Origin of the sequence: Bacillus seohaeanensis (assembly GCF_042684945.1) — a bacterium.
Lineage (GTDB): Bacteria > Bacillota > Bacilli > Bacillales > Bacillaceae_B > Rossellomorea > Rossellomorea seohaeanensis.
In genome coordinates this window covers 34,581-58,429 of the sequence record NZ_JBHUMF010000012.1, presented here as the reverse complement: position 1 = coordinate 58,429, position 23,849 = coordinate 34,581, and the positions used below count along the sequence as shown (strand labels likewise).

Sequence of the window (23,849 nt, the reverse complement as noted above, 5' to 3'; positions counted from 1 at the left end):
AATTCGAGTTTTACTCCATCACTTTTTCATCTTGCCAATAACCCTAAATGACGATAACATCAAATAGTAGAAAAAATTTGGTAATTTACGATAGAAACTGGGGTTGTTATATGAAAAACGAGGATCAAAAATACAGGTTTTGGATATTAGTGAGCGTTGTTGCTATATCTGGTTTTAGTCAAGGAATGCTCCTTCCCTTAATAGCAGTCATCTTTGAGAGTGATGGAGTATCTTCCACTATGAATGGACTAAACGCTACAGGCCTATATATAGGAATATTATTAATATCCCCTTTTATGGAACATCCATTAAGAAAATATGGATATAAGCCAGTCATTATAATAGGAGGATTGTTAGTAATTGTTTCCCTTGCATTATTTCCACTTTGGAAATCCATTTGGTTTTGGTTTTTCCTTCGAATTGTAATTGGAATTGGCGATAATGCCCTGCACTTTGGAACCCAAACATGGATTACCTCCTTCTCTGCGGAAAGTAAACGTGGAAGAAATATTTCTCTTTACGGATTATTTTTTGGGATTGGATTTGCCGTTGGTCCACTAATGACACCGCTTGTAAAAGTAAATGAATCATTGCCGTTCATCATTTCCACATTACTTTGTTTAGTTACGTGGTTATTTCTGTTTGTGCTACGTAATGATTTTCCAGAACAAGATATTGAAATGAACTCTTTTAAAGAAACAATGAAACGTTTTTCAAAGGCTACTAAATATGGATGGGTCGCTTTCCTTCCACCGCTTGGTTATGGATTCCTTGAAGCCTCACTTAATGGGAGTTTCCCTGTCTATGGCTTACGAATGGGCTTAGAAGTAGGAAATATTTCTATTCTTTTGACTTGTTTTGCGATAGGTGGAATTGTTTTTCAACTACCACTCGGCATTATTAGTGATAAAATCGGAAGAAGAACCACACTTATTTATATTTTACTGATTGGATCTGTCAGCTTTACTTCTGCTAGTCTTATGGAAAATTCATTCATTTTACTATGCACATGTTTGTTTGTAGCTGGAATGGTAGTCGGTTCCACATTCAGTCTTGGAATTAGTTATATGACAGACTTAATGCCTAAAAACCTCCTTCCAACGGGAAACTTACTATGTGGAGTTGCCTTTAGTATCGGAAGCCTTATTGGTCCGTATGCAGGTGGATTGTTTATTCAGTTTTTTGAGAATATAAGCTTTTTCCTCATAATAAGCTTTTTATTATTCATTATCTTTGCGTTTACAGCCTTTTTTGGTGAAAAACCACAATCCGTATTAGATAATAGCCTGAAAAGTTAAGGACTTCTTTTAAACAAATCTCTTTTTAGCGCATAGTATATATGGTAAGATATTTGAAACTAAGTGACGTTTCCTTTCTGTACACAATCGAAAGGACATACACCTATATCCTAAATTAAATATTGTAATAAATCTAAAGCAATCATGCTGTCATCTTTTATAGATGGCAGCTTTCGTCGTTTTATAGGGGAAATGACGCTGATTATTGTTATCAATAAGACTCAAAAGCGGAAGCGCCTTGAACAGCCCCGACAAGCATAAGACGAGCAGACAAGAAAGGCGCCCTTTGCCTTTTTGGCTGATCGGCTTATGACCTCGAGGGGCTAGGCGCTGGAGCTAGACGTAACCAAAAGCGGAAGCGCCTTGAACAGCCCCGACAAGCGTAAGACGAGCAGACAAGAAAGGCGCCCTTTGCCTTTTTGGCTGATCGGCTTATGACCTCGAGGGGCTAGGCGCTGGAGCTAGACGTAACAAAAAACAAATATTTTTTATTATCAAAGGAAAAACATAGGGGGTATGATGCGAATGGAATCTCAACCAAAGACCTTAACCATACAAAATGAAAATCAAAAATTTGTACTATGGGAAAAAGTACTTCCTCACCTTGAGTTAATTGCGGCCTTAGTCAGTGGAGTTTTTATCTTATTGGGCTGGTTATTTTCTCCCGAAGAAACAACTACTCTTTCTATTGTTCTTTATTTATTAGCTTTCGTTATTGGTGGTTTCGCAAAAGCAAAGGAAGGTATTGAAGAAACAATCGAAAACCGTGAGTTAAATGTAGAAATGCTCATGGTATTTGCAGCAATAGGATCCGCTATTATCGGCTATTGGGCAGAAGGTGCTATTCTAATATTCATTTTTGCTCTCAGTGGTGCGCTTGAAACATATACAATGAACAAAAGCCAAAAGGAAATTTCCTCTCTTATGGATCTTCAACCAGAACAAGCACTCCTTGTTAAAGGAGGAACAGAAAAGTATGTTCATGTTTCTACACTTGTAATCGGTGATACTATTTTGATTAAACCTGGTGAAAGGGTGCCGGCAGATGGAGTGATTGTGTCTGGAACGACAACGATTGACGAAGCAGCAATATCCGGTGAATCACTTCCAGTTACGAAGCAATTAGAGGATGAGGTTTTCGCAGGAACGGTTAATATGAATGGTGCGATAACCGTTAAAATTACAAAGCCGAACAGTGAGTCGTTATTTCAAAAAATTATTGATCTTGTTCAGACAGCCCAAAGTGAAAAATCCCCTTCTCAGCTTTTTATTGAGAAGTTTGAGGGAACTTATGTAAAAATCGTTTTAGTCGTTGTATTTCTTATGTTGTTTGTCCCCCACTTTTTATTAGGTTGGAGCTGGACAGAAACATTTTATCGCGCCATGGTCTTATTGGTCGTTGCTTCTCCTTGTGCACTTGTTGCATCAATTATGCCAGCTTCCTTAGCTGCTATTTCAAAAGGTGCACGGAATGGGATTTTATTTAAAGGTGGCATACATCTAGAAAATCTTAGTAACCTCAAAGCAATTGCATTTGATAAAACCGGTACTTTAACACAGGGAAAGCCTGTCGTAACAGACGTTATTTTACATTCAGACTATGAAGAGAACCAGTTGCTAGGAATTATTGCTTCCATTGAAAATCAATCGAATCATCCATTAGCACAAGCAATTGTCCACCATGTTAAAAAAAAGACAACTACAAAGCTCTCACAGCCACAAAACCTTGAAGATGTTGCAGGCTGGGGAGTAAAAGCAATTTTGTTTGATAAAGAATGGAAAATAGGAAAAGCAGAATTTGTAGATAAAAGCGCCGCAAAACAATTTTCAAACGGAATTTATGAAGAGCTTGAAAGACAAGGAAAAACAACTGTTTTTATAAAAGAAGAAGCGAAAATTGTTGGGGTTATTGCATTAAAAGACACTGTCCGAAAAGAAACAGTAAAAGCCCTTCAAATGCTAAAAGAAGAAGGAATTGAGACAATCATGCTAACAGGTGACAGTGAAAAAACAGCTGCTGCAATAGCTGCTGAGGCAAATGTAAAATCCTATATTTCAGAATGTCTTCCACAAACAAAAGTTTCAGAGCTAAAGAAGCTAAAAGATAATTATCAAACTGTCGCAATGGTTGGCGATGGAATAAATGATGCTCCTGCTCTTGCAACAGCGAATGTCGGCATTGCAATGGGAGAAGGAACAGATGTCGCATTGGAAACAGCAGACATCGTCCTAATGAAAAATGATTTAGCGAAAATAGCAGATGCCATCAAGCTTTCGAAAAAAATGAATCGCATCGTTAAACAAAATATTATTTTCTCTATCGCAGTGATCATGATTTTAATTTCCACAAACTTTTTACAACTACTTCAGCTACCATTCGGCGTTATTGGTCATGAAGGAAGTACAATATTAGTTATTTTAAATGGATTACGACTCTTAAAATAAAAAACGGGACTGTACTAGATAGTGGTACAGTCCCGCTTTAATTACTGTTGTTTTTGTCTCTTTACATCTAAGTGATTAAAGAACGAGTTTTTTAGCAAAATTATTTAGTGATATCCGTTTTGGCCATTAGCAGAACCCGATGTTTTATGCTTTGGCTTGTTTTTACCTTTTTGCTTCGTTCCGCCATCTTTTTTCGTATGTTTTGTCATTGTTTACCCCTCCTTCTTTACACTAATATTGTGCACGAAATATAAAAAGAGTTTCCCGGAAAAAACCGGCAAACTCTTTTTTATTTCGTTCAAGCCACTTCCGCTTTTCTTTGTCTAGCTACTGCGGCTAGCCCCTCGAGGTCATAAGCCAAGTACCCCAAAAAGGCAAAGATCGCCTTTCCGGGATACTCGTCTTATGCTTGTCGGGGCTGACCAAGCCGCTTCCGCTTTTCTTTTTGTCTAGCTACTGCGGCTAGCTCGCTGTGAAAAAGACGATTTCCCTCTAAAGGCCAAAAGCGCCTTTCGAGGGAAATCCCTATTTTCTTCGCGAGCTGACCAAGCCGCTTCCGCTTTTCTTTTTAAGCAGTTTGTGGTAAGTCATCATCTACTTGTATTTCTGTATCTGTATTCAATCGTTTTTTCAGACTAATGATGAAGGCGAAAATGCAAACGACTGTAATGATAGCTGCTCCTGTATAGGAAATGTTCATGGATAATCCAAATCCGATTGGAGCACTTAGAATATACGTGAACGTAACCATTGTCATAAACACCGCTGGAATAGATGCAATCCAGTGATTTTTTCGTTGTAGAGCCAAATACATTGCTCCAACCCAGAGTGCAATCATCGCTGTCGATTGGTTTGCCCAGGAGAAATATCTCCATAATAAGTTAAAATCAATTTGAGTAAGCGCAACGGAAATGACAAACAATGGGATAGCAATCCAAAGACGGCTCGAGATTTTCATTTGTTTTACATTGATATAATCCGCGATAATCATACGAGCACTTCTAAACGCTGTATCGCCTGAAGTGATAGGTAGTACAATGACACCTAGAATTGCTAGTGTTCCGCCAAATGCACCTAACATAAGCGTTGACACTTCACTTACAACAGCCGCTGGTCCTGCGTCGTTTAAAATAGCATTTAATTCACCCGGCTCGAATAAACTCATAGCAGCCGCAGCCCAAATCATCGCAATAATTGCTTCAAGAATCATCATTCCATAAAAGATTTTACGGCCTTGTTTCTCTTTTTGCGTTGTACGAGAAATGATTGGTGATTGTGTTGCATGGAAACCAGAAAGTGCGCCACAAGAAATCGTTAAAAATAATAATGGAAAAATGGCAGTTCCTGCTGGATGTAAGTTTGTTAATGTTACCTCTGGAATATCTGCGCCTGTAATAACAAGTCCAGCTCCAACCCCAACTGCACTTATTAATAATAAAGCTCCAAAGTATGGATAAAGACGTCCGATAATTTTATCAATTGGTAGTAGTGTTGCCACAATATAATACACAAATATTGCAGCAATAATTACGCCTAAACCGATCCATCCTGGTGTTAAATCTGCAATAAGTGTAGCTGGTGCCGTTACGAAAACGGTTCCAACTAATACTAATAAAAGAATAGAAAAGGCATTTACAACATGCTTCATTGTTTTTCCTAAAAACTTCCCTGCTAATTCCGGTAAATGTGCTCCGCGGTTTCGAATTGAAATCATACCTGTTAAGTAATCATGCACGGCACCTGCAAAAATGGATCCTAACACAATCCATAGAAATGCAACAGGCCCGTAAAGAGCACCCATTATTGGACCAAAGATAGGACCAACTCCAGCAATATTAAGTAACTGAATCATTGAGTTTTTCTTTGTCCCCATCGGTACGTAATCAACACCATCAGACATAGAATAAGCAGGCGTTGATCGCTCATCTTTTACACCAAAAATTCTTTCAACTACTTTTCCGTATGTAAAGTAGCCAATAATTAAAATAACTATAGATAATAGGAATGTGACCATTAGGATCCGCCTCCGTTTATTTATTAATGAATACGCTTTCATTTTAACAGACAGATTCACAAAAAAGTCACAATTCCGCCTAACATGTTGAAAATTGTGTTTATCATGACATATTTCTTGTTTATCTTACATCGCTTTAATACCTTGCACTACACCCCATATAATGCAGACGGGGTCTGTCCCCTTATCTATTTGAAGAGTAAATGATTTACTTTCCTGTTTAATAGAATTCTTAGTAGGTGGGGACTGACACCGTGATGTAATTAGCAGGTACTCAATTAAAACACAACGGTTGCCCAGCCGTTTTTTTAATATAGTATCTGCCGATTACTTTTCGTTGTCAGTCCCCAACAGATGTAGCCACTTTGTTCAAATAGTAAGTAGGGCATACTTTTTTAAGAAAAGATAAGGCGACAGACACCGTTGTGCATTGGATAAGTATGTAGGCCAGCCTTTTCCTATAATTCTACACTCTCCCTTAATTCCTTCACATAATTCCGACTTACTGGGATCGGTTCTTTTACCCCTGACAGTTTTAATTGATACACACCATTTCCCCAAGGAATCAATTCGTTCACGTAGGATAGTTGCACAAGATAACTTTTATGTACTCTGAAGAAATTATATCCTGCTAGTTTTGCTTCTAGCTCTTTAATAGGTGATTTACTTATATATTTTTTTGTAGATGTACAAATGTATGTATCACGTTCTTCACGATAGATATATTGTATTTCTTTCGGTTGCAGATAAACAATTTTATCTTCATCTTGAACAGCTAGCTTGCCTTTCATTGATTGTTTTTCTATCGTAACTTCTGGCTTTAAATGTTTTTGCAATCTAGCAATCGTTTCTTGCAGTTGTTCTTCGTCATATGGTTTGAGCAAATAGTCAATCGCGTCAACTCGAAAGGCTTTTGCTGCATAGTCAGGATAAGCAGTAGCAAAAACTATTTCTGGTTTATTTTTTAACTTTGTCAATGTTTCTGCCAATTCTACACCGTTCATTCCAGGCATTTCTATATCTAAAAATACTACCTGAGGTTCATTTTTTAATATTAATGGAATGCCCGTTTCTGCAGAACTAGCTTCACCTACCACTTTTATATCTTTGTATTCCTCTAGTAAATGTTTCAGTTCTACTCTGCTATACGGTTCGTCATCAATAATAATTACGTCCATCGCTCCCTCTCCTCCCTTCACCTTTTCACATTAAATGTTATAGAGGTTCCTTTATTCACTGTTGATTGGATATGTAAGCCAGAATCCTGTCCAAGCATCATCTCGAGTCGCTTATTAACATTGTATAATCCAATTCCCGTTCCCGTTTCCGACTTTACTGGTTTTTGTTTTAATGTAGCTAACCTTTCCTCTTCTATTCCAGCACCATTATCTTGTACAGATATCGTCACCCATTCCTCACTGCTCGAAATTGAAATTTCTAAGTAGAAGCCTTCCAATTGATTTCTCATTCCATGCTTAATACTATTTTCTACGAGTGGCTGCAATGTTATCGATGGCACCTGTACATGCAATGCTGTCTCATCAATTTTATAAAAAATTTGAAGTCTGTCATAAAAGCGAGCCTCTTCAATAAGCAAGTATGCTTTCACATGCCCTAACTCTTCCTTTAAAGAAGAGGTTGGCTTTGTACTTCCAGTTAGATTCTGTCGAATAAAATGGGATAAAGATAAAAGTAGTTTTCTTGCTTTATTCGGATCAACTCGTATAAGTGAAACGATGACATTAATGGTATTAAATAAAAAATGCGGATTCACTTGTGCTTGAAGTGCTTTTATTTCTGACTGTTTTGCTAGTTCTTTATGATAATCAACTTCCGCTAATTCAAGTTGGTGACTTAAAAGTGTTGATAGACCCTTGACCAATTCAATTAAGATTGATGAAATGTCTTTTTCTGATTTAAAATAAAACTTTAATGTGCCTACAACCTGTCCTTCTTTTAGCAATGGCGCCATTATAGCAGCGCCTAACGGACAATCTGAACGATCACATTGAATCATTTTTTTCTCGACTACCATAACCTCTCCTGTTTCTATTACCTTTTTCGTTGCTTCCGTTTGAATGAAAGCCCCATGTTTATGGTGGTCAGATGCCGATCCGACGTGTGCTAAAATATGAGACCTGTCTGTTATTGATACTGCAACTGCTTGGACTTCTCTCATAAGTATTTGACATGTATAGTATGCCGAGGAAGGATTAAGCCCTTTTCTCATATACTTCACTGTGTTATCCGCGATTCGAAGTGCCTTTTGCGATTGTACTGCACCAATTTTTTCTCCTTCTTGCACAACGCTTTTTATTATTAAAATAAATATTCCCGTTCCTATCCCATTTGCAATAATCATCGGAATACCGATATCGGATACGAGATAATACGCTTTCTCCACTGGTTTTGACACAAGAAGGATAACGAGCATTTGGATAGCTTCTGCTAGCATTCCAATGAAAAAAGCTGTTTTTGGTGAAATCAATTTCAGCCTTTTCTCTCTTTGACCAATCCATCCTGCTAAGAGCCCAGCAATAATCGTTGAAATTCCACAGGATAACGCTGTAAATCCTCCCATAAAATAACGATGTCCACCAGCAAGTATCCCTGCACCTAATCCTAATTTCCAGCCTCCCAATAGACCCGCTGCAACAACACCGATGACACGTGAATTGGCGATTGCTTCCTCTTGTTGAAGGCTCCATTGCCATTTTCCGTATTGATCTTCCAACGGATTAACGATAAGTCCTGTGTATGTACCAATGATACCAAAAACACCAAATATTATAATAAGTAAAAGTGTTTGGAATCTCTTTACCTGATGCTTTTCATCGATTAGCTTACGGAAAAACCCAATTCTTGTCATAATAAAAGCAATCGTTACAATAATTCCTAACCTTTCAATCATGGCCGCTATTAACAAAGACTTTTTCACCTCCATTTTTTATTATATTCTACCTTTTTATCCTACAAGAAAAACGAAGGTAGACGCGATTAGATTATCATAAACGAAAATGTAAAAAAGAATGCCTTATAACAGACATTCTTTCAATCAGAAATTTCCCTTTAAAATAGCTCCTAAGGAATCAAATGATTTTAGCAAGAGATTAGCAGTCTTTTCCTTCTTTAATATGAACCAATGCATTAATTTGTCCGCCAACCAAGATAATAATCCCTGATAAATAGAACCAAATCATTAATACAATGATTCCACCTATGCTCCCATAGGTGGCGGAGTAGTTTCCGAAATTGCTGACATAATACGAAAATGCCAACGAAACTAACACCCATCCGACTGTAGCAAAAATTGCTCCGGGGAAAGCACTTAAACATTTTATTTTTTTACTAGGAGCAAAATAGTATAATCCTACAAATACAATAAATAAAATGATTGGACTAATCGTCCAGCGCACTCTATCCCAAATCGTATGAAAATGGTCAAAAAAACCAAACTGAGTAAATAAAAATACTCCTATTTGCTTCCCGAAGACCGGTAATAATAAGGCAATAACGAAAACGAAAATCATCGCTAGAGTGAGTACCATCGACATTAATCTTGCCACAATAAATGTCCGTGTTTCCTCCACTTCGTATGCCCTATTTAAACTTTTCACAACCGCATTCATTCCATTAGAAGCTGACCATATCGTAGCGATAATACTGAATGAAAGTAATCCTGTGTTTCGATTAGACAATATCTCTTTTAACGTATTCTCTATCATAGCTATCGATTCTCCAGGAGCAAAGTCTCGTATGACTCCAAGAATATCAGCTTGCGTAAATGGTAGGTAGGGAAGCAATGTAACAAGGAATATTAATAGCGGGAAAAGAGATAAAAGAAAAAAGTAAGCTAGTTGTGCCGCTAAACCCGTTACATCTGTTTCTTTGATTTTAATAAAAAGTTTTTTTAAAAAATTCCCCCATCCTCCTTCAACTACTTCGTTTCCCATAATTTCACCTCAGGTTAATAGCCTTTGAATGAGTCTAATTCTTCTTGCTCCTCTTCCTCATGTAAAGCCTCTTTGTATACCTCAGTAGAGTGTTGAAAAGTATCTTTTGTATCCTCAATCATTTCTTTTACTTGAGGCGTCATGCCTTTTATTTCATCTACTTTTTCATTAATAAAATGAATATCTTGACTTACTTGATCTGCCGTTGTTCGAAGTTTTTGATAAATCTCTTTAGAAGAGTCAATTAGTAACTGCGGATCTTTAGAATACTTTGTTATGCAATCACCACTGTTTTTTATTGAAGCTCCCACTTCTTGTCTTGTATTTTTATCTAGCAAAGACAGCAGTCCCCCCACTGCCGCTCCAACGATAACACCTTTCAAAAATTTACTTTTCCCCATATCTTTGCCCTCCTTCGAAATTATTCTCCACCATAATTTTATTTAAAAGGTTATTACATCCTTTTGTTACAAGTTCAAATACTTCTTCAAAATTTCCTGTAAAATATGGATCTGGGACATTTTTATCTACTGCTTCTTCCACGAGATCCAATAATTGAAAAACTTTTTCTTGATGTCGCGAACCAAGTACATCTAATATATTTTCCTTATTACTTTCATCCATGGCAATTATATAATTATAATTGGAATCATTTTCGTTTATTTGCCTTGCTGTTAAACCGGTTGTACTAATATTATTTTTCTGTAAAATTTCCTGTGTTCCTTCATGAGGTGGGTTCCCTACATGCCAGTTTCCTGTACCTGCTGAATCTACCTTAATAGTGTTCTCTAGTCCTTTCTCTTTTACTAAAGATTTAAAAACCGCCTCTGCCATTGGGGACCTACATATGTTTCCTAGACAAACAAATAGTACATTAATCATTCTCATTCTCCTTATTCTTATCATTATCTAAGGCTCTTCTCTCATAGATTGTTGTTTTCACCTATAAATTTAGTCTGTTGATTTCCGCTACAGGCACAAGACTCCTCGGGGAGGGATGAGGGAAAAACCTATTTTCTTCACGAGCTAAACGAGCCGCCTTCGCTTTTCTTTGTCCAGCTACTGCGGCTAGCTCGCTGTGAAAAAGATGATTTCCCTCTAAAGGCAAAAAGCGCCTTATGAGGGAAATCCCTATTTTCTTCACGAGCTAAACGAGCCGCCTTCGCTTTTCTATTCCCCACTAATTTTCATTGTAAAACATCTTTTTAAAAGGCTCTTGGATGTATGTTTAGAAAGGGATATTTGTATTATAATCTATTATAAAAAGGATATTGTTCTTTATTACATTATTTTTCAAATGACTTTGGGTATTATCAAAGTCATTTGAAAATCCAGAATTTCCTGTTGAAAATTATCCTAACGCAATTAATTGTAGCATGTTAAGATAGAGAGATAACAGATATAATAGTTTAGAATGGAAAGGATGAAGAGAATGGATCTTTCACAGAAGTCGACTGCAAATGTAGAGTATATGATTGATGCTATTAAAGAAAAACTTCGTGTCGTTAATGTTGGTGCGATTAAACCTTCTCATTTCGACGAGGAAATGTACGGAGAGCTAAAAGACATTTATGAAATGGTGAATAAAAAAGATCGTTTTAGTCCTAGTGAAATGCAAGCAATCGTTGAAGAACTAGGAACTTTGAGAAAACAATAGAAACAAATGCGCAAGTGCCTTGCCAGGACTAGACACTCAATCTAGCCAATAAAGAAGCTGCTGATATTCATTGTATCAGCAGCTTTTTTCGTTTTAGCAGCTGTATAGAGACCCAAGGTGTTCGCTATCGTTAGACAAATTCCTCTTGTCGTTTCATAACTTGCAGATTTTGTTCTTCCCCAATATTTCCTGGAAAATAAACATTTTCCCTCCCCTCGTAACATTACGATGAAGTTTTTTGTCAAAATAAGCAATAACCCCATTCATACTTATTTCGACAACATTAATAAAAACGACGAGGGCACACCTATACCTATTGCAAATTCTCTTTACAATCGATACCTACTAATTAGTCTTTCCAAGTGGAACTTTAATTTCGACTTTCGTCCCTTCTCCCATTACACTGTGAATCGTAAAAGAACCGTGATGTTCTTTCATAATCTTTTGACAAATCATCAACCCTAATCCTGTACCCTTTTCTTTCGTACTATAGAATGGTTCGCCTAGATGCTTCATTCTTTCTGGAGGGATTCCTTTTCCGTTATCTTGAATCAGCAGTTTGGCATGTTTCCCCTTTTTTTCTAAGGAAACATTTAATAACCCACCTTTTGGCATAGCTTCTAATGCGTTTTTCATAACATTTAGTATTACTTGCTTCATTTGATGGGCATCACAATAGATTTCTACATCATCAACAGAGAATTGAACATCTACCCCTTGTTTCAAACATTCCATTTTGATAAACTCAACAGAACTAGTCAACAATGAAGTAAATGAGCACATCGTAAATTGGACAGCTCTCGGTTTGGATAATGCCAGAAATTCGTTTGTAATCAGTTCAATTCGATCGAGCTCTCCTTGTATGACCTCTAAGTAAAAACTATTATTGGAGCTTTCTACAATAAGCTGTAGAAATCCCTTCAACGTTGTCAACGGATTTCTAATTTCATGTGCTACCCCTGCAGCCAATTGCCCTATCATCGCCAGTTGTTCTGATTTTTTTAATAAGTCTTCCTGACGTTTCTTTTCTGATAAATCTCTTATAATGGCTGATATCCCAATCAAATTCCCTTGCTTATTCAAAATAGGACTCAAATTAAATGCTATGTCAATCGGTGTTTGGTCTTTTCGATAACGCACTGTTTCAACATCATTAATACGCTTTCCAGCTTTGACTATTTCAATATTTCTCTTGAATTGATCTACTTGATCCTTTCGGTGTATGAAGGTAATAGGCTTCCCTGTTATTTCTTCTTCCTTCCAGCCGAACATGTCTCCAAATTGCTGGTTCACCTTTAATACTTGACCTTCTGGATCAAGTAATGCAATTCCATCGGCAGAATGCTCAAAATAAGCCTCGAGTAGTTCTTTTGCTTCTATCAAGGCCTCTTCCATTTTTAACTTTTCCGTAATATCTCTACCGATACCATAAATACCAATGACTTCATCATTAATCTTAACAGGAATATTCGTTAAGGAAAGGTGCATCCTCCCCCCTTTTCCATCATCGACAACAGTGATAAACTTTGTAGGTTCACTTTTAAAGGTTTTTTCAAATTGCTCAATTGCTTTCTTACGATAACCATCTACAATAAAACGACTAAAATGCCCTCCTATTATACTTGTATCCATATTCCCCCACTGTTCATAAGCAGCAGGATTAATTTCATTAATAATGCCACTTGTATTTAGCATAAAAATATAATCAGGATTGTAATGAACAATTGATTTATATTTTTGTTCATTCTCCAGTAGCTTTCTTTGAACATCTTTTAACAAGGAAATATCTGAAACAGAACAGATCACTTCCACTACTTCTCCATCTCTTATTACAGGTACCACAGAAGAAATATACTCTAATGACTTGTACTTTCCTTCATATGTTAACTCCTTCCCTGTTTCCCAAACTGATTTTAATTTAGGCTGGAGTCTATGAATATGGCTATGATCGAAAATTTCTTGTATCCGTTTTCCAATTATATCTTCAGGAGTTAAATCAAGCCTGTTTAATAAATCACCTGCTGCCATATCAATGATAAAGTTATCTTTTTTCTTTTTTATCTTATAGGTGATTGACTTTTGCAATTTTAGCGTATTTTCTAGCTCTACTTTTAATGAAAGCAGCTCCTGCTCAAACCTTTTTTTCTCCGTCATATCGTGCATAATAATGCCGACTGATTCTATGTCCCCTTTACTAGTGAAACTAGCAGGAGCCAGTGTAATACTTACCGTACAGGAATCTTTTCCATCAATAGGAAAAGCAACTTCTTTCCCCATAAATCGCTTTCCCCGAAGCCCCTCTACAAGAAGTAACGCTAACGAAGAGTTAGAGAATGAAGAATGTTCCAATAAATGGGTACCTATCAATTCCTCCGTTAAATTAAATAAAGAAAGAAACGATGGGTTCATCTCCAGTATTATCCCTTGATTATCAACGATACAAACACATGTGGGACTATTATATATTAATGATTCATAGATAACAGACCTTGAATCTACATTCGTCGCCTTAGGAGGTCTCTCCATATTGCTAATATTCTGGATTGGTTCTTGAAATGGTGTTAAAACGTATAATTTGTCTTCGGCCTCTAAGCTCTTTGTTGTAACGAGATAAGAACCAATTTCCACATATTCATTTTGTAGAATTTCGTTTAATATATTAGGATATATTTTTACTAGTTCTTCAAACTTCTGATTAGTTCTTACTAGTCTCGTGTTATTCTTTACAATAAAAGCAGGAGCCTGCAACTGGTCAATAAAAATAGTTTGGTTACCGTTTATTTCTTCCATTTTTCTCCCTTTTCGTTTCATTATTTTCTATCCCTATCTTACCTTATCAAATCACACATATAAATGAAATCATGCTAAAAGAGTATATACATCTTAATTAGGCAAACAGTGCTTTAAAGGATAGCTCAATTCTCAACCTTGATAAAAACAGCCTATAAAAAAGAACTAATTCCGCAAAAAAGGAATTAGTTCTTTGAATTTATTCTGGTTGCACTCTCGGTAAAATTAACACTTCTACTCTTCTGTTCTTCGCTCTTCCTTCTGCCGTATCATTGGAGGCCGTTGGTTCAAACTCTCCAAACCCTTTAGCACTAAACCACTCTGGATCCAAGTCAGGGTTGTCTAAAAGGAGCTTCATAAAATTAACTGCCCTCATAACACTTAATTCCCAGTTTGATTCGAAATTTGCATTGCCTATTGGAACATTATCTGTATGCCCACTTATAATTATATTCCTTGGCGGTTTCATTTCTAGTAAACGAGATAATTCTTCTGCTATTCTTTCATCTTTTCTATCTACTGTCGCTGAACCAGATGGAAATAAAATATTATCTCTAATCGTCAATAACAGTCCTTCTGAAGTCAATTTTGTAGCAAATTGCCCCTCCAAACTGTTCTCTTCAATATAATTATTTACCCTTTCTTGAATCGCCTTTAACTCTTCTTGGTCTTTTTTATATGCTACAGCATGAGTGCTTTCTTCTTTATCGTCTTCCGTTACTTCCTTCGTCTCTTCTTGAAATGTTTCGCCTTCCTCAACAGGGCTTTGATGCTGCATGACTCCTGTTCCACCATGGAAGACTTCACTGAAGACTTTGGACATAGCTTCAAATTTTTGGGCATCTATACTGCTTGAAGCAAAAAGAACAATAAACAAAGCTAAAAGAAGTGTTAATAAATCAGAATAAGGTAAGAGCCAAGATTCATCTACATGTTCTTCATGACGTTTTTTCTTACGCCGCCTCATCATTATCCCCGCTTCCTTCTAATAATTTAACTCTCTCACTTGCTGGTAAATAGGAAGCAAGCTTTTGTTCAATCACTCGCGGAGCTTCTCCCTCTATAATGGATAGAATTCCTTCAATCATCATCATTTTCAATTTCACTTCTTGTTGTGACTTACGTTTCAATTTATTGGCGAACGGATGCCATAAAACATAACCTGTGAAAATCCCCAATAAAGTCGCTATAAAAGCAGCTGATATAGCATGACCTAATTTATCTATATCACTCATATCACCAAGAGCTGCAATCAAACCAACAACGGCTCCAAGTACCCCTAAAGTCGGTGCATATGTACCTGCTTGTGTAAAGATTAATGCTCCCGCTGAATGTCTTTCCTCCATTGCATCTATCTCTTCATTTAACACATCTCTAATATAGTCAGCATTTTGTCCATCAACTGCAAGAGACAATCCATTTTTCAAAAATACGTCCTCTACTTCATTCGCTTTCACTTCTAACGCTAAAAGTCCCTCTTTACGAGCAAGATCGGCAATTTCTGAAAAGAACGTAATTAATTCCTTTGGTTGTTGTAATTTAGCTTCTTTAAAAATAATTCCAAACAATTTTGGAATTTTTTTAATTTCAGATGAAGGAAATGCAATAATTACAGTGGCAGCCGTTCCTACTAATATAATAAGGATTGCTGCAGGGTTTATTAAATTAGCAAGACCTGCTCCTTTCATTACCATCCCAACGAAAACAGCTACTACACCTAAAATTAGTCCTATTATTGTTGTTTTATCCATAATTTCTGTTCCACCTTATATATTATTTCTTGTTACTTTTTTTATCGGCTAAAGTAATGAAATTTTGATACATTCAAGCTATTTTCTTCATTTAAAATATCTAAACCTTCACAATCTAATGATTCTAAGTTACTAGGAAAATATTATCAAATAATTAATTAAATATATTGATTTTTCCGTTTTTTACAGGATAATACTAATAAAGGACATTTCATGACGATATTCTTACGTAAGGGGCGATTATTTTGACAATTCATGACCTTGTACATCAGGATATAAAGAAAAAAAACACACTGATGTTAGTTTCCTTTTCCTTATCTTTATTTTCTGCTCTAGCTTTTACAATTTTAACTCACTCAGGAATCCCCACAATAATGATTTATGCCTCCCAAATTTTATGCTTGTTCGGTTTTTACATCGTCTTTCAATTAGTACTAAAGAAAGCTGAATTATTTGCTTACCTCGTTGTTGTTACAACCTATCTATTAACTGGGTTAAACATTCTCTTGCTAGGAAGTAACCCTTCCTTACTTATCATTTTAATCTTTTTAGCACTATTTTCAGCAATTCATTTCAAATCGGGAATTTTTACACTTGGGTATACGATGGGATTTATACTATTACTCGTAAATAATTGGGTGGCTCCTAGTGACGATGTTATTTTTTCTGAATTATTTATGCCAATTTTACTTGTTTATATCTCCGAAGGAATCGTGCTTGGAGTTTTAATAAAGTTAAATCAAAACCAATTTAAACAACTACAGTCTTTTATTCGTAACGCCGAAAATGAGGGGAAAGTGAAAGAGGAACAAAATAAAGAGTTAGAAGGAGAGCTTTTAACCATTTCCTCAAAAGTTAAGCAAATCAATAGTAGCATTCAACAACATCTCATCTCACAGAACGAAATGAACTATGCCGTTTCAGAAATATCTGCAGGCAGCCAAACACAAACTGATCAAATTAATTCCATCGCTGCTATTGCAGGACTGACAATGAGTAAAATGACAGCGATTGCTACTATGTCTAATGAGCTATACTCTTATTCAGAAGCAGCAAACAAGATTTCACTAAACGGAAATGAAAAAATAATAAATCTCCATCAAAATATGAATGAATTAAAAACGATGATTGAAGAACTAAGTATAACCTTTAAAGACTTAACAAAAAAAATTGAAACAATAAATACGTTTACCAGCAGTATCCAAGATATTACCGACCAAACGAACTTACTCGCGTTGAATGCTTCCATTGAAGCAGCAAGAGCGGGTGAAGCAGGTAAAGGCTTCTCCATTGTAGCTGATGAAATTAGAAAACTTGCTGAAATAACAAGAAAGGCCGCCCAACAAATTAACGACAACTTAACTTCTGTCAACCTTGTTAACTCAAGTGCTCTCGATAAAATGGAGCAAAGTAATGCCAAACTATCTGAGAATCTACAAGCGACAGAAAATGTTACCACCTCCTTTCGCTCTTTACGAGAAAAACTGCATCACCTTCAAAGTGAATTTAATAATTTGCATGCCTCTGCAACTTCTGTAAAAGAGCAGACAGCAGAAGTAGATATCTCAACAAAAGATTTAGCAGCAGTTATTGAAGAAGCTTCAGCAGGATTAGAGGAAATAAGTGCAACCATTGAGGAACTGAATACCGATAATGAAAAAATTGCACAATATGTTCACGATACATTGGAAACTACAGAACGAATTAAAGTTAAAATTCAATCGTAACTACTATAAAGAGCCGGGAATTAAATGAAAAATTCCCGACCTTTTTGTCTAGTTTTATCGGCTAGCTCGCTGTGAAAAAGATAATTCCCCTCTAAAGGCAAAAAGCGCCTTTTGAGGGGATTTCCTATTTTCTTCGCGAGCTGACCAAGCCGCTTCCACTTTTCTTTGTCCAGTTCCAGCGGCTAGCTCGCTGTGAAAAAGATAATTCCCCTCTAAAGGCAAAAAGCGCCTTTTGAGGGGAATTCCTATTTTCTTCGCGAGCTGACCAAGCCGCTTCCACTTTTCTTTGTCTAGTTCCAGCGGCTAGCTCGCTGTGAAAAAGATAATTCCCCTCTAAAGGCAAAAAGCGCCTTTTGAGGGGAATTCCTATTTTCTTCACGAGCTGACCAAGCCGCTTCCACTTTTCTAATTACAATAGTTTTTTTTCTATTTTCTGCTCATAATTTTTGAATATAGAGCTATTTGTATTTATTCTTTTTTTGGAAAGGAGTGAGTTGAATTTTACCATTTTTTCATTTAAACTTTTTCTCAATTCTTCCTTTTCCGCTTCATCCTCGCAAATACGAATAAGGTCTTCTATTTGAACAAGTTCTTTGCGAAGTGTTGTTTCTTCCATTGAAAAACCAGCATTCTTCATAATGCGATGAGCCATCTTGAGCTCATCAGGTATCCCTTTATCATCATCTAGGTTCATTGGCTTTCCAAAACCGGGTAAATTAGAAAACTCCCCATCTTCATATGCTTTTTTAATTCTTTGTTCCGCAATAAGTGTAGAAAAATCCATTTCATCCCTCCTACTTTGCTTATTCCGATCTTTGTACTGTTATTATATTCTACTTATCCATTCTTTTGCACTTAGCTATTATGTCGAAAGTTTGACATTTCTTTCTCTCTAAGAACATGCTACATATTCTTATACCGGCTGGAAAAACTATGACAGAACAAACAATAAGGAGTGGTATACATGGCAAGAGGTGCAAGCTTTAACCATAAGCGAAAAGGCCATCCAGGAGATTTTCCTAAAGATGGATTAACAGAAAAACATACAAAAGAAAGAATAGAGGATGAAGAATTAATCGTAACACAAGAAGCTTTTAAAAATCGTGTTGATGATGATCAGCATCGATTATAAAGAGAGCTTCAATTAATGAAGACTCTTCATTGATTGAAGCATTATAATAAACAGAGGCTGATCATAAACAACTGATCAGCCTCCACATTAATTATTATTGATTTACTGTTTCTTTTTGCTCTGGAGCCATATCCATTGCTGGTCCAAAAAACTCAAAGTGAATATTTTCTTCTTTCATTCCCATTTCACGCAATGCAGACACTACTGCTTTCATAAATGGAACAGGACCACATACATAACAATCTGTATTGTCATCAACATACTTAGCTAAAACTTCCTTATTTACATATCCAGTGAAGTGAGCATCTGTTTCATTCTTATCTTCATACACAAAACATAACTCACCAGCATCTAATTTAGCAACGAGTTCCTTTACATCTTCTTTAAATGCATGAACTTTTGCGTTTCTTGCTGCATGGATGAATGCTGTCTTCCGTTCAGGTGTCTTCTGAGCTATTGTATCAAGCATGCTCAACATTGGTGTAATTCCAACCCCACCACTAATTAAAGCTGCTTTTTTATTAGTTTCATCAATATCTAAATAAAAGTCACCAGAAGGAGCACTCACATCTATACTATCTCCTTCATTGATATGGTCATGAAGATAATTTGAAACCTTTCCTTTTGGTTCATTTTCTGCTTCTCGTTTTACTGAAATTCGGAAATATTCTTTAGTAGGAGCAGATGATAAACTATATTGACGATTTAGGACATATTCTTCCTCATCAACGCGTAATCTTACAGTTATATATTGACCTGGTTGATACGTAGGAACACTTCCTCCGTCTTTTGGTTTCAAATAGAAAGATGTAATAACGTCACTTTCCTCTACTTTTTTCGCAACAAAGAATTCTTTAAATCCACGGTATCCCGCTTGTTTACTTTCAGTCTCTTTGTACATTTCTTCTTCGATGTCGATGAACACTTGTGCTATCACACCGTACGCTTCTTCCCACGCTTTAAGAATATCGTCCGTTGCGGCATCCCCTAGCACTTCTTTAATTGCTTTCAAAAGATACTTACCAACAATTGGATAATGCTCTGGTTTAATTCCTAAGCTTCTATGTTTGTGAGCAATTTGTTTCACTGCTGGTAGTAACACTTCTAGTTGATCGATATGCTGTGCAGCTGCATATACCGTATTTGCCAACGCAGTTTGTTGTCTTCCTTGTTTTTGGTTTGCATGATTAAAGATATTTAGTAATTCCGGATGATTAGAAAATAGCATTTGATAAAAGCAGGTTGTTATTTCTACACCTTTCACTTCTAAGACTGGTGCAGTTGATTTTACGATATCAATAGATTTTTGAGATAACATTTCTTTCACCTCTAAAAGATATATTTTTAATACATCTTTAACTTAACTGGAATTAGTCATTAAAGCAATATCTTGAATACATCTTTAATAATATAGACACATTTAGACAGCCCAGTGAACACCAAGTATAATAGAAGAAGTAATTACTAAACGCAAAGAAGGTGAAATCCTTGAAATTGACACTTTACACAGACTATTCTTTACGGGTTCTAATCTACTTGGCATCTAAGCCAAAAGATGAACTTTCCAATATAAAAGAAATCGCAGAAGCATATGGTATTTCCAAGAACCATCTTATGAAAGTGACGTATGAATTAGGGAAAATGGAAGTTATCGAAACCGTTCGCGGAAGAAATGGCGGCATCAAACTAGCAAAAGAACCAGATGACATTAACATCGGGGAAATTATAAGAAAAACCGAAGAGGATTTTCACCTTGTTGAATGTTTTGATGGCCAAAACAATACTTGCGCCATCACGCCTGTTTGTGGTTTAAGACATGTGCTAGGAAAAGCATTGAACGCTTATCTAACAGTTCTTGATGAATATACATTAAGGGACATCGTTGCTAATCCTGTAGACTTTAGACTACTATTTCAAAACAATAATAAGTAAAAACTTTTTCCTTCTTCTTAATTGAGGAAGGTTTTTTATATATGCATAAAAAACTTTTAATGGTAAACACTTGCAAACATACCACTCACTGTTAAAATAAAAATGTAATAGAACATTCTGAAAAAAGAGGAGAATACATATATGACTAATTTCCAAAAAAACTTAGAAAAATATGCTGATTTAGCTGTTCGTGTCGGTGTAAATGTGCAAAAAGATCAAACACTTGTCATTAATGCTTCTATCGATACTGCTGAGTTTACACGTTTAGTTGTAAAAAGAGCGTATGAAGTAGGAGCAAAACATGTAAACGTTAATTGGAACGATGACACAGTAACACGATACCGCTACACACTTGCACCTGATGAATCATTCCACGAGTTCCCTAAATGGAAGGCAAAAGAAAATGAGGAACTTGCAGAAAATGGCGCAGCATTTATGTCCATCGTTTCTTCTAGTCCTGATCTTTTAAAAGGAGTAGATCCGGAAAGAATTTCTAACTTCCAAAAGGCAGCTGGGCAAGCAATGGCAAAATACCGTCAATATGTCCAATCAGATAAAATCAGCTGGACGGTTATTGCCGCTCCATCACAAGAATGGGCTGCTAAAGTGTTCCCTAATTCTCCTTCTGAAAAGCAAGTAGAAGAATTATGGGATGCGATTTTTAAAGCCGTACGCGTCGACCAAGATGATCCAGTGGAAGCTTGGAAACAACATGATGAAAAACTTCATGAAAAAGTTGATTATCTAAACGAAAAAAATTACCATAAACTCCACTACACAGCACCTGGAACAGATTTAACAATCGAACTTCCAAAAGGTCACTTATGGGTTGGCGCAGGAAGCGTTAGTGAACAAAATGTTAACTTTATGGCAAATATGCCAACAGAAGAAGTCTTCACTGTTCCACTAAAAACAGGAGTAAACGGTACTGTTTCTAGTACAAAACCATTAAGCTACGGCGGTAATATTATCGATAACTTCACTGTTACATTTGAAAATGGACGCATTGTCGATGTAACAGCAGAAGAAGGCGAAGATATTTTAAAACGTCTTGTAGAAACAGATGAAGGGTCACACTATCTAGGAGAGGTTGCATTAGTACCTCATTACTCACCAATTTCTCAATCGAACGTTCTGTTCTACAATACACTTTTTGACGAAAATGCATCTAATCACCTTGCAATCGGAAGTGCCTATTCATTCTGTATTGAAGGTGGAAAGAAAATGTCTAAAGAAGAACTTGCTGAAAACGGCCTAAACGACAGCATCACACATGTCGACTTTATGATTGGCTCTGCTGAAATGAATATCGACGGAATAAAAGAAGACGGAACAACAGAACCAATCTTCCGCAAAGGTGATTGGGCAGTATAAGAATCCTAATAAAAACCGGACTAATTTGCCTTTTGGCTTGGTCCGGCTTTTTTCATATATTCGTTACGACTGAATCATTTTTTCCATTGCCGATCGTTTCCGCTCCTTCCCCCTCTCTACTACTAGCTCATTATTTTTTCTATATTTCCCCCTTTCCCTATGCAAGAGTAAAAAAATTCTAAAATATCGATAAACTATCTTGTTTTATTTCGGTTCTCGATATATGATATTGTAGTTCATCTTATGTATATACGGGGAGGGAAATAGAATGCGAATTAGAGATTGGGATAGCAATCTAAAAGTACGACTGTTTGGGGAAGCGATGATAAATACTACGTTTTGGATGTTTTTTCCCTTTCTAACGATTTATTTTACAGAGGAATTTGGAAAAAGCGTAGCTGGATTAATGTTAATTCTTTCTCAAGTGTTCTCCGTTTTTGCAAATTTAATGGGAGGCTACTGTGCGGATCGATTTGGTAGGAAGCGAATGATGGTTATTTCCGCTTTCGGGCAAGGATTTGCTTTTCTAATATTTGCATTCGCAAGCTCTCCATGGTTGGACTCTGCTATTATTGGCTTTTTATGCTTTAGCTTGGCGGGAGTATTCGGTGCTTTTTATTGGCCCGCAAGTCAAGCAATGGTAGCTGATGTAGTAGACGAAAAAGACCGTAGCAGCGTGTTTGCCGTTTTTTACACAAGCATAAACATTGCTGTTGTCATTGGACCAATCCTTGGTGGAATATTCTATGTCCACTATCGGTTTGAACTCCTCTTAGTTGCAGCACTTATTTGTATGATGTTATCGCTGTTATTGATGAAAATGACGAGGGAAACAGCTCCTCAAAATCAAGAAAGACTTCTTGTTACAGAGGGAAAAAAGAAAGCATGGCATAGCGTTATAACAGCTCAATTTAAAGATTATAAAGTTATTATTCAAGACAGAACGTTTCTATTATTTATCATTGCAGGGATTTTAGTTGCTCAAACATTTATGCAATTAGATTTGTTATTCCCTGTTTATATAAAAGATACTGTAGAACAAGCAACCCTCTTTTCTATTGGGGACTGGTCACTCACGCTTGTTGGTGAACAAATCTTTGGCTTTATATTATCAGAAAATGGATTTCTCGTTGCACTGTTAACAGTTGTTGTGACAAAATGGGTGACTAAATTTAGAGAGAGAAATATATTTGTTATTTCCTCCATTGTATATGCCTTCTCCATTTTTATTTTTGGACAAACAAGCTCTGTTTGGGTGTTCGTCTTAGCGATGGCTATTTTCACACTTGCTGAACTGATGACTGCTGGTATCCAACAAAGCTTTATCTCTAAACTCGCACCTGACCATATGAGGGGGCAGTATTTCGCAGCAGCGAGTCTTAGATATACCATTGGAAGAACGATTGCTCCGTTAGCCATTACAGCAACATTATGGATTGGTTATAACTGGACATTCTTAATTATCTCCATTCTCGCTTTGGTTAGTGCTGGTATCTACTATATAATGTTCCAGCGATTTGAAAAGGAACAAGTATCCTTGAATAAAATTGTTAATCATTAAGTAAAGGGTGAGGTTATTAGTTCCTCACCCTTTTGCTATTTTCACAATTTGTTCCTGGCACATTCCGCCCCTTTTGTTCCTGGCACATTCCACCTCTTTTGTTCCTGACACATTCCGCCTCTTTTGTTCCTGGCACATTCCGCCTCTTTTGTTCCTGGCACATTCCGCCTCTTTTGTTCCTGACACATTCCGCCTCTTTTGTTCCTGGCACGTTC

At 36.5% G+C, this 23,849-nt stretch carries 19 protein-coding genes; 8 read left to right on the top strand and 11 right to left on the bottom strand.

All coding sequences use genetic code 11. The annotated features are described in order from the left end of the window. Positions 1–110 precede the first annotated feature (110 nt). Entirely contained in the window at positions 111–1,298 is a 1,188-nt protein-coding gene (locus tag ACFSUL_RS05040; protein WP_377933282.1) for an MFS transporter, read from the top strand. 525 nt (positions 1,299–1,823) lie between these two features. Then, positions 1,824–3,743: a heavy metal translocating P-type ATPase gene (locus ACFSUL_RS05035; RefSeq protein WP_377933280.1), complete on the top strand. Its 1,920-nt coding sequence runs from the start codon at positions 1,824–1,826 to the stop codon at positions 3,741–3,743. A gap of 568 nt (positions 3,744–4,311) precedes the next feature. On the opposite strand, the gene ACFSUL_RS05030 is transcribed toward ACFSUL_RS05035, so the two are convergent. The 6 genes from ACFSUL_RS05030 to ACFSUL_RS05005 all read right to left on the bottom strand — a co-directional run bounded on the left by ACFSUL_RS05030 (position 4,312) and on the right by ACFSUL_RS05005 (position 10,592). After that, on the bottom strand, positions 4,312–5,757 hold the full coding sequence (locus ACFSUL_RS05030) for a carbon starvation CstA family protein (RefSeq protein WP_377933278.1): 1,446 nt from the start codon (positions 5,755–5,757) through the stop codon (positions 4,312–4,314). A 458-nt stretch (positions 5,758–6,215) separates the two neighbouring features. Continuing rightward, entirely contained in the window at positions 6,216–6,935 is a 720-nt protein-coding gene (locus tag ACFSUL_RS05025; protein WP_377933276.1) for a LytR/AlgR family response regulator transcription factor, read from the bottom strand. A 17-nt stretch (positions 6,936–6,952) separates the two neighbouring features. Continuing rightward, positions 6,953–8,683, bottom strand: coding sequence for a LytS/YhcK type 5TM receptor domain-containing protein (locus ACFSUL_RS05020; RefSeq protein WP_377933274.1), 1,731 nt, complete (start codon positions 8,681–8,683; stop codon positions 6,953–6,955). Between the two features lie 184 nt (positions 8,684–8,867). After that, positions 8,868–9,710 carry a YihY/virulence factor BrkB family protein gene (locus tag ACFSUL_RS05015; protein ID WP_377933272.1) on the bottom strand — a complete coding sequence of 281 codons (843 nt, stop codon included), beginning with the start codon at positions 9,708–9,710 and terminating at the stop codon, positions 8,868–8,870. Between the two features lie 14 nt (positions 9,711–9,724). Further along, positions 9,725–10,111, bottom strand: a complete 387-nt coding sequence (locus ACFSUL_RS05010) for a hypothetical protein (protein ID WP_377933270.1) — start codon at positions 10,109–10,111, stop codon at positions 9,725–9,727. Then, complete coding sequence (locus ACFSUL_RS05005; RefSeq protein WP_377933268.1) at positions 10,098–10,592, bottom strand: low molecular weight protein-tyrosine-phosphatase; 495 nt, start codon at positions 10,590–10,592, stop codon at positions 10,098–10,100. Before ACFSUL_RS05005 ends, ACFSUL_RS05010 begins: the two co-directional genes overlap by 14 nt. A 550-nt stretch (positions 10,593–11,142) precedes the next feature. On the opposite strand from ACFSUL_RS05005, the gene ACFSUL_RS05000 reads away from it, so the two are divergent. After that, positions 11,143–11,367 carry a DUF1128 domain-containing protein gene (locus ACFSUL_RS05000; protein ID WP_071413418.1) on the top strand — a complete coding sequence of 75 codons (225 nt, stop codon included), beginning with the start codon at positions 11,143–11,145 and terminating at the stop codon, positions 11,365–11,367. A gap of 345 nt (positions 11,368–11,712) precedes the next feature. Here ACFSUL_RS05000 and ACFSUL_RS04995 read toward each other — a convergent pair whose 3' ends face one another. From ACFSUL_RS04995 to motA, 3 genes are all read right to left on the bottom strand, one after another. Further along, positions 11,713–14,178: a PAS domain S-box protein gene (locus tag ACFSUL_RS04995; RefSeq protein ID WP_377933266.1), complete on the bottom strand. Its 2,466-nt coding sequence runs from the start codon at positions 14,176–14,178 to the stop codon at positions 11,713–11,715. Positions 14,179–14,356: 178 nt separating this feature from the next. Further along, positions 14,357–15,124 carry a flagellar motor protein MotB gene (gene motB / locus ACFSUL_RS04990; RefSeq protein WP_377933394.1) on the bottom strand — a complete coding sequence of 256 codons (768 nt, stop codon included), beginning with the start codon at positions 15,122–15,124 and terminating at the stop codon, positions 14,357–14,359. Further along, positions 15,111–15,908, bottom strand: coding sequence for a flagellar motor stator protein MotA (gene motA / locus ACFSUL_RS04985; protein WP_377933264.1), 798 nt, complete (start codon positions 15,906–15,908; stop codon positions 15,111–15,113). The genes motB and motA overlap by 14 nt, the downstream gene beginning before the upstream one ends. A gap of 296 nt (positions 15,909–16,204) precedes the next feature. Between motA and ACFSUL_RS04980 the strand changes: the two genes are divergently transcribed. Beyond that, entirely contained in the window at positions 16,205–17,635 is a 1,431-nt protein-coding gene (locus ACFSUL_RS04980) for a methyl-accepting chemotaxis protein (RefSeq protein WP_377933392.1), read from the top strand. A gap of 409 nt (positions 17,636–18,044) precedes the next feature. On the opposite strand, the gene ACFSUL_RS04975 is transcribed toward ACFSUL_RS04980, so the two are convergent. Then, positions 18,045–18,419 carry a DnaJ family domain-containing protein gene (locus ACFSUL_RS04975; protein ID WP_377933262.1) on the bottom strand — a complete coding sequence of 125 codons (375 nt, stop codon included), beginning with the start codon at positions 18,417–18,419 and terminating at the stop codon, positions 18,045–18,047. 180 nt (positions 18,420–18,599) lie between these two features. On the opposite strand from ACFSUL_RS04975, the gene ACFSUL_RS04970 reads away from it, so the two are divergent. Next, positions 18,600–18,767, top strand: coding sequence for a hypothetical protein (locus tag ACFSUL_RS04970; protein ID WP_377933260.1), 168 nt, complete (start codon positions 18,600–18,602; stop codon positions 18,765–18,767). A gap of 94 nt (positions 18,768–18,861) precedes the next feature. Here the strand turns inward: ACFSUL_RS04970 and hmpA are convergent, their stop codons facing one another. Further along, a complete protein-coding gene (gene hmpA / locus ACFSUL_RS04965) occupies positions 18,862–20,085 on the bottom strand; it encodes an NO-inducible flavohemoprotein (RefSeq protein ID WP_377933258.1) in 1,224 nt (407 codons plus the stop codon). A 170-nt stretch (positions 20,086–20,255) separates the two neighbouring features. Between hmpA and ACFSUL_RS04960 the strand changes: the two genes are divergently transcribed. The 3 genes from ACFSUL_RS04960 (at position 20,256) to ACFSUL_RS04950 (ending at position 23,634) form a co-directional block, all read left to right on the top strand. Beyond that, a complete protein-coding gene (locus ACFSUL_RS04960; RefSeq protein ID WP_377933256.1) occupies positions 20,256–20,699 on the top strand; it encodes an RrF2 family transcriptional regulator in 444 nt (147 codons plus the stop codon). 141 nt (positions 20,700–20,840) lie between these two features. Continuing rightward, positions 20,841–22,073, top strand: a complete 1,233-nt coding sequence (locus ACFSUL_RS04955; RefSeq protein WP_377933254.1) for an aminopeptidase — start codon at positions 20,841–20,843, stop codon at positions 22,071–22,073. A gap of 268 nt (positions 22,074–22,341) precedes the next feature. Further along, positions 22,342–23,634: an MDR family MFS transporter gene (locus ACFSUL_RS04950; protein WP_377933252.1), complete on the top strand. Its 1,293-nt coding sequence runs from the start codon at positions 22,342–22,344 to the stop codon at positions 23,632–23,634. Positions 23,635–23,849: the final 215 nt, after the last annotated feature.

Excerpts from the sequence above, each read along its gene's own strand:
- ACFSUL_RS05010 (WP_377933270.1), bottom strand. The coding sequence starts at position 10,111 with ATGGGGAAAAGTAAATTTTTGAAAGGTGTTATCGTTGGAGCGGCAGTG.
- hmpA (WP_377933258.1), bottom strand. The coding sequence starts at position 20,085 with ATGTTATCTCAAAAATCTATTGATATCGTAAAATCAACTGCACCAGTC.
- ACFSUL_RS05040 (WP_377933282.1), top strand. The coding sequence starts at position 111 with ATGAAAAACGAGGATCAAAAATACAGGTTTTGGATATTAGTGAGCGTT.
- ACFSUL_RS04980 (WP_377933392.1), top strand. The coding sequence starts at position 16,205 with ATGTTAGTTTCCTTTTCCTTATCTTTATTTTCTGCTCTAGCTTTTACA.
- motA (WP_377933264.1), bottom strand. The coding sequence starts at position 15,908 with ATGGATAAAACAACAATAATAGGACTAATTTTAGGTGTAGTAGCTGTT.
- ACFSUL_RS04955 (WP_377933254.1), top strand. The coding sequence starts at position 20,841 with ATGACTAATTTCCAAAAAAACTTAGAAAAATATGCTGATTTAGCTGTT.
- ACFSUL_RS04995 (WP_377933266.1), bottom strand. The coding sequence starts at position 14,178 with ATGAAACGAAAAGGGAGAAAAATGGAAGAAATAAACGGTAACCAAACT.
- ACFSUL_RS04975 (WP_377933262.1), bottom strand. The coding sequence starts at position 18,419 with ATGGATTTTTCTACACTTATTGCGGAACAAAGAATTAAAAAAGCATAT.
- ACFSUL_RS05035 (WP_377933280.1), top strand. The coding sequence starts at position 1,824 with ATGGAATCTCAACCAAAGACCTTAACCATACAAAATGAAAATCAAAAA.
- ACFSUL_RS04950 (WP_377933252.1), top strand. The coding sequence starts at position 22,342 with ATGCGAATTAGAGATTGGGATAGCAATCTAAAAGTACGACTGTTTGGG.
- ACFSUL_RS05030 (WP_377933278.1), bottom strand. The coding sequence starts at position 5,757 with ATGGTCACATTCCTATTATCTATAGTTATTTTAATTATTGGCTACTTT.
- ACFSUL_RS05005 (WP_377933268.1), bottom strand. The coding sequence starts at position 10,592 with ATGATTAATGTACTATTTGTTTGTCTAGGAAACATATGTAGGTCCCCA.
- ACFSUL_RS04970 (WP_377933260.1), top strand. The coding sequence starts at position 18,600 with ATGGCAAGAGGTGCAAGCTTTAACCATAAGCGAAAAGGCCATCCAGGA.
- motB (WP_377933394.1), bottom strand. The coding sequence starts at position 15,124 with ATGAGGCGGCGTAAGAAAAAACGTCATGAAGAACATGTAGATGAATCT.
- ACFSUL_RS05015 (WP_377933272.1), bottom strand. The coding sequence starts at position 9,710 with ATGGGAAACGAAGTAGTTGAAGGAGGATGGGGGAATTTTTTAAAAAAA.
- ACFSUL_RS05025 (WP_377933276.1), bottom strand. The coding sequence starts at position 6,935 with ATGGACGTAATTATTATTGATGACGAACCGTATAGCAGAGTAGAACTG.
- ACFSUL_RS05000 (WP_071413418.1), top strand. The coding sequence starts at position 11,143 with ATGGATCTTTCACAGAAGTCGACTGCAAATGTAGAGTATATGATTGAT.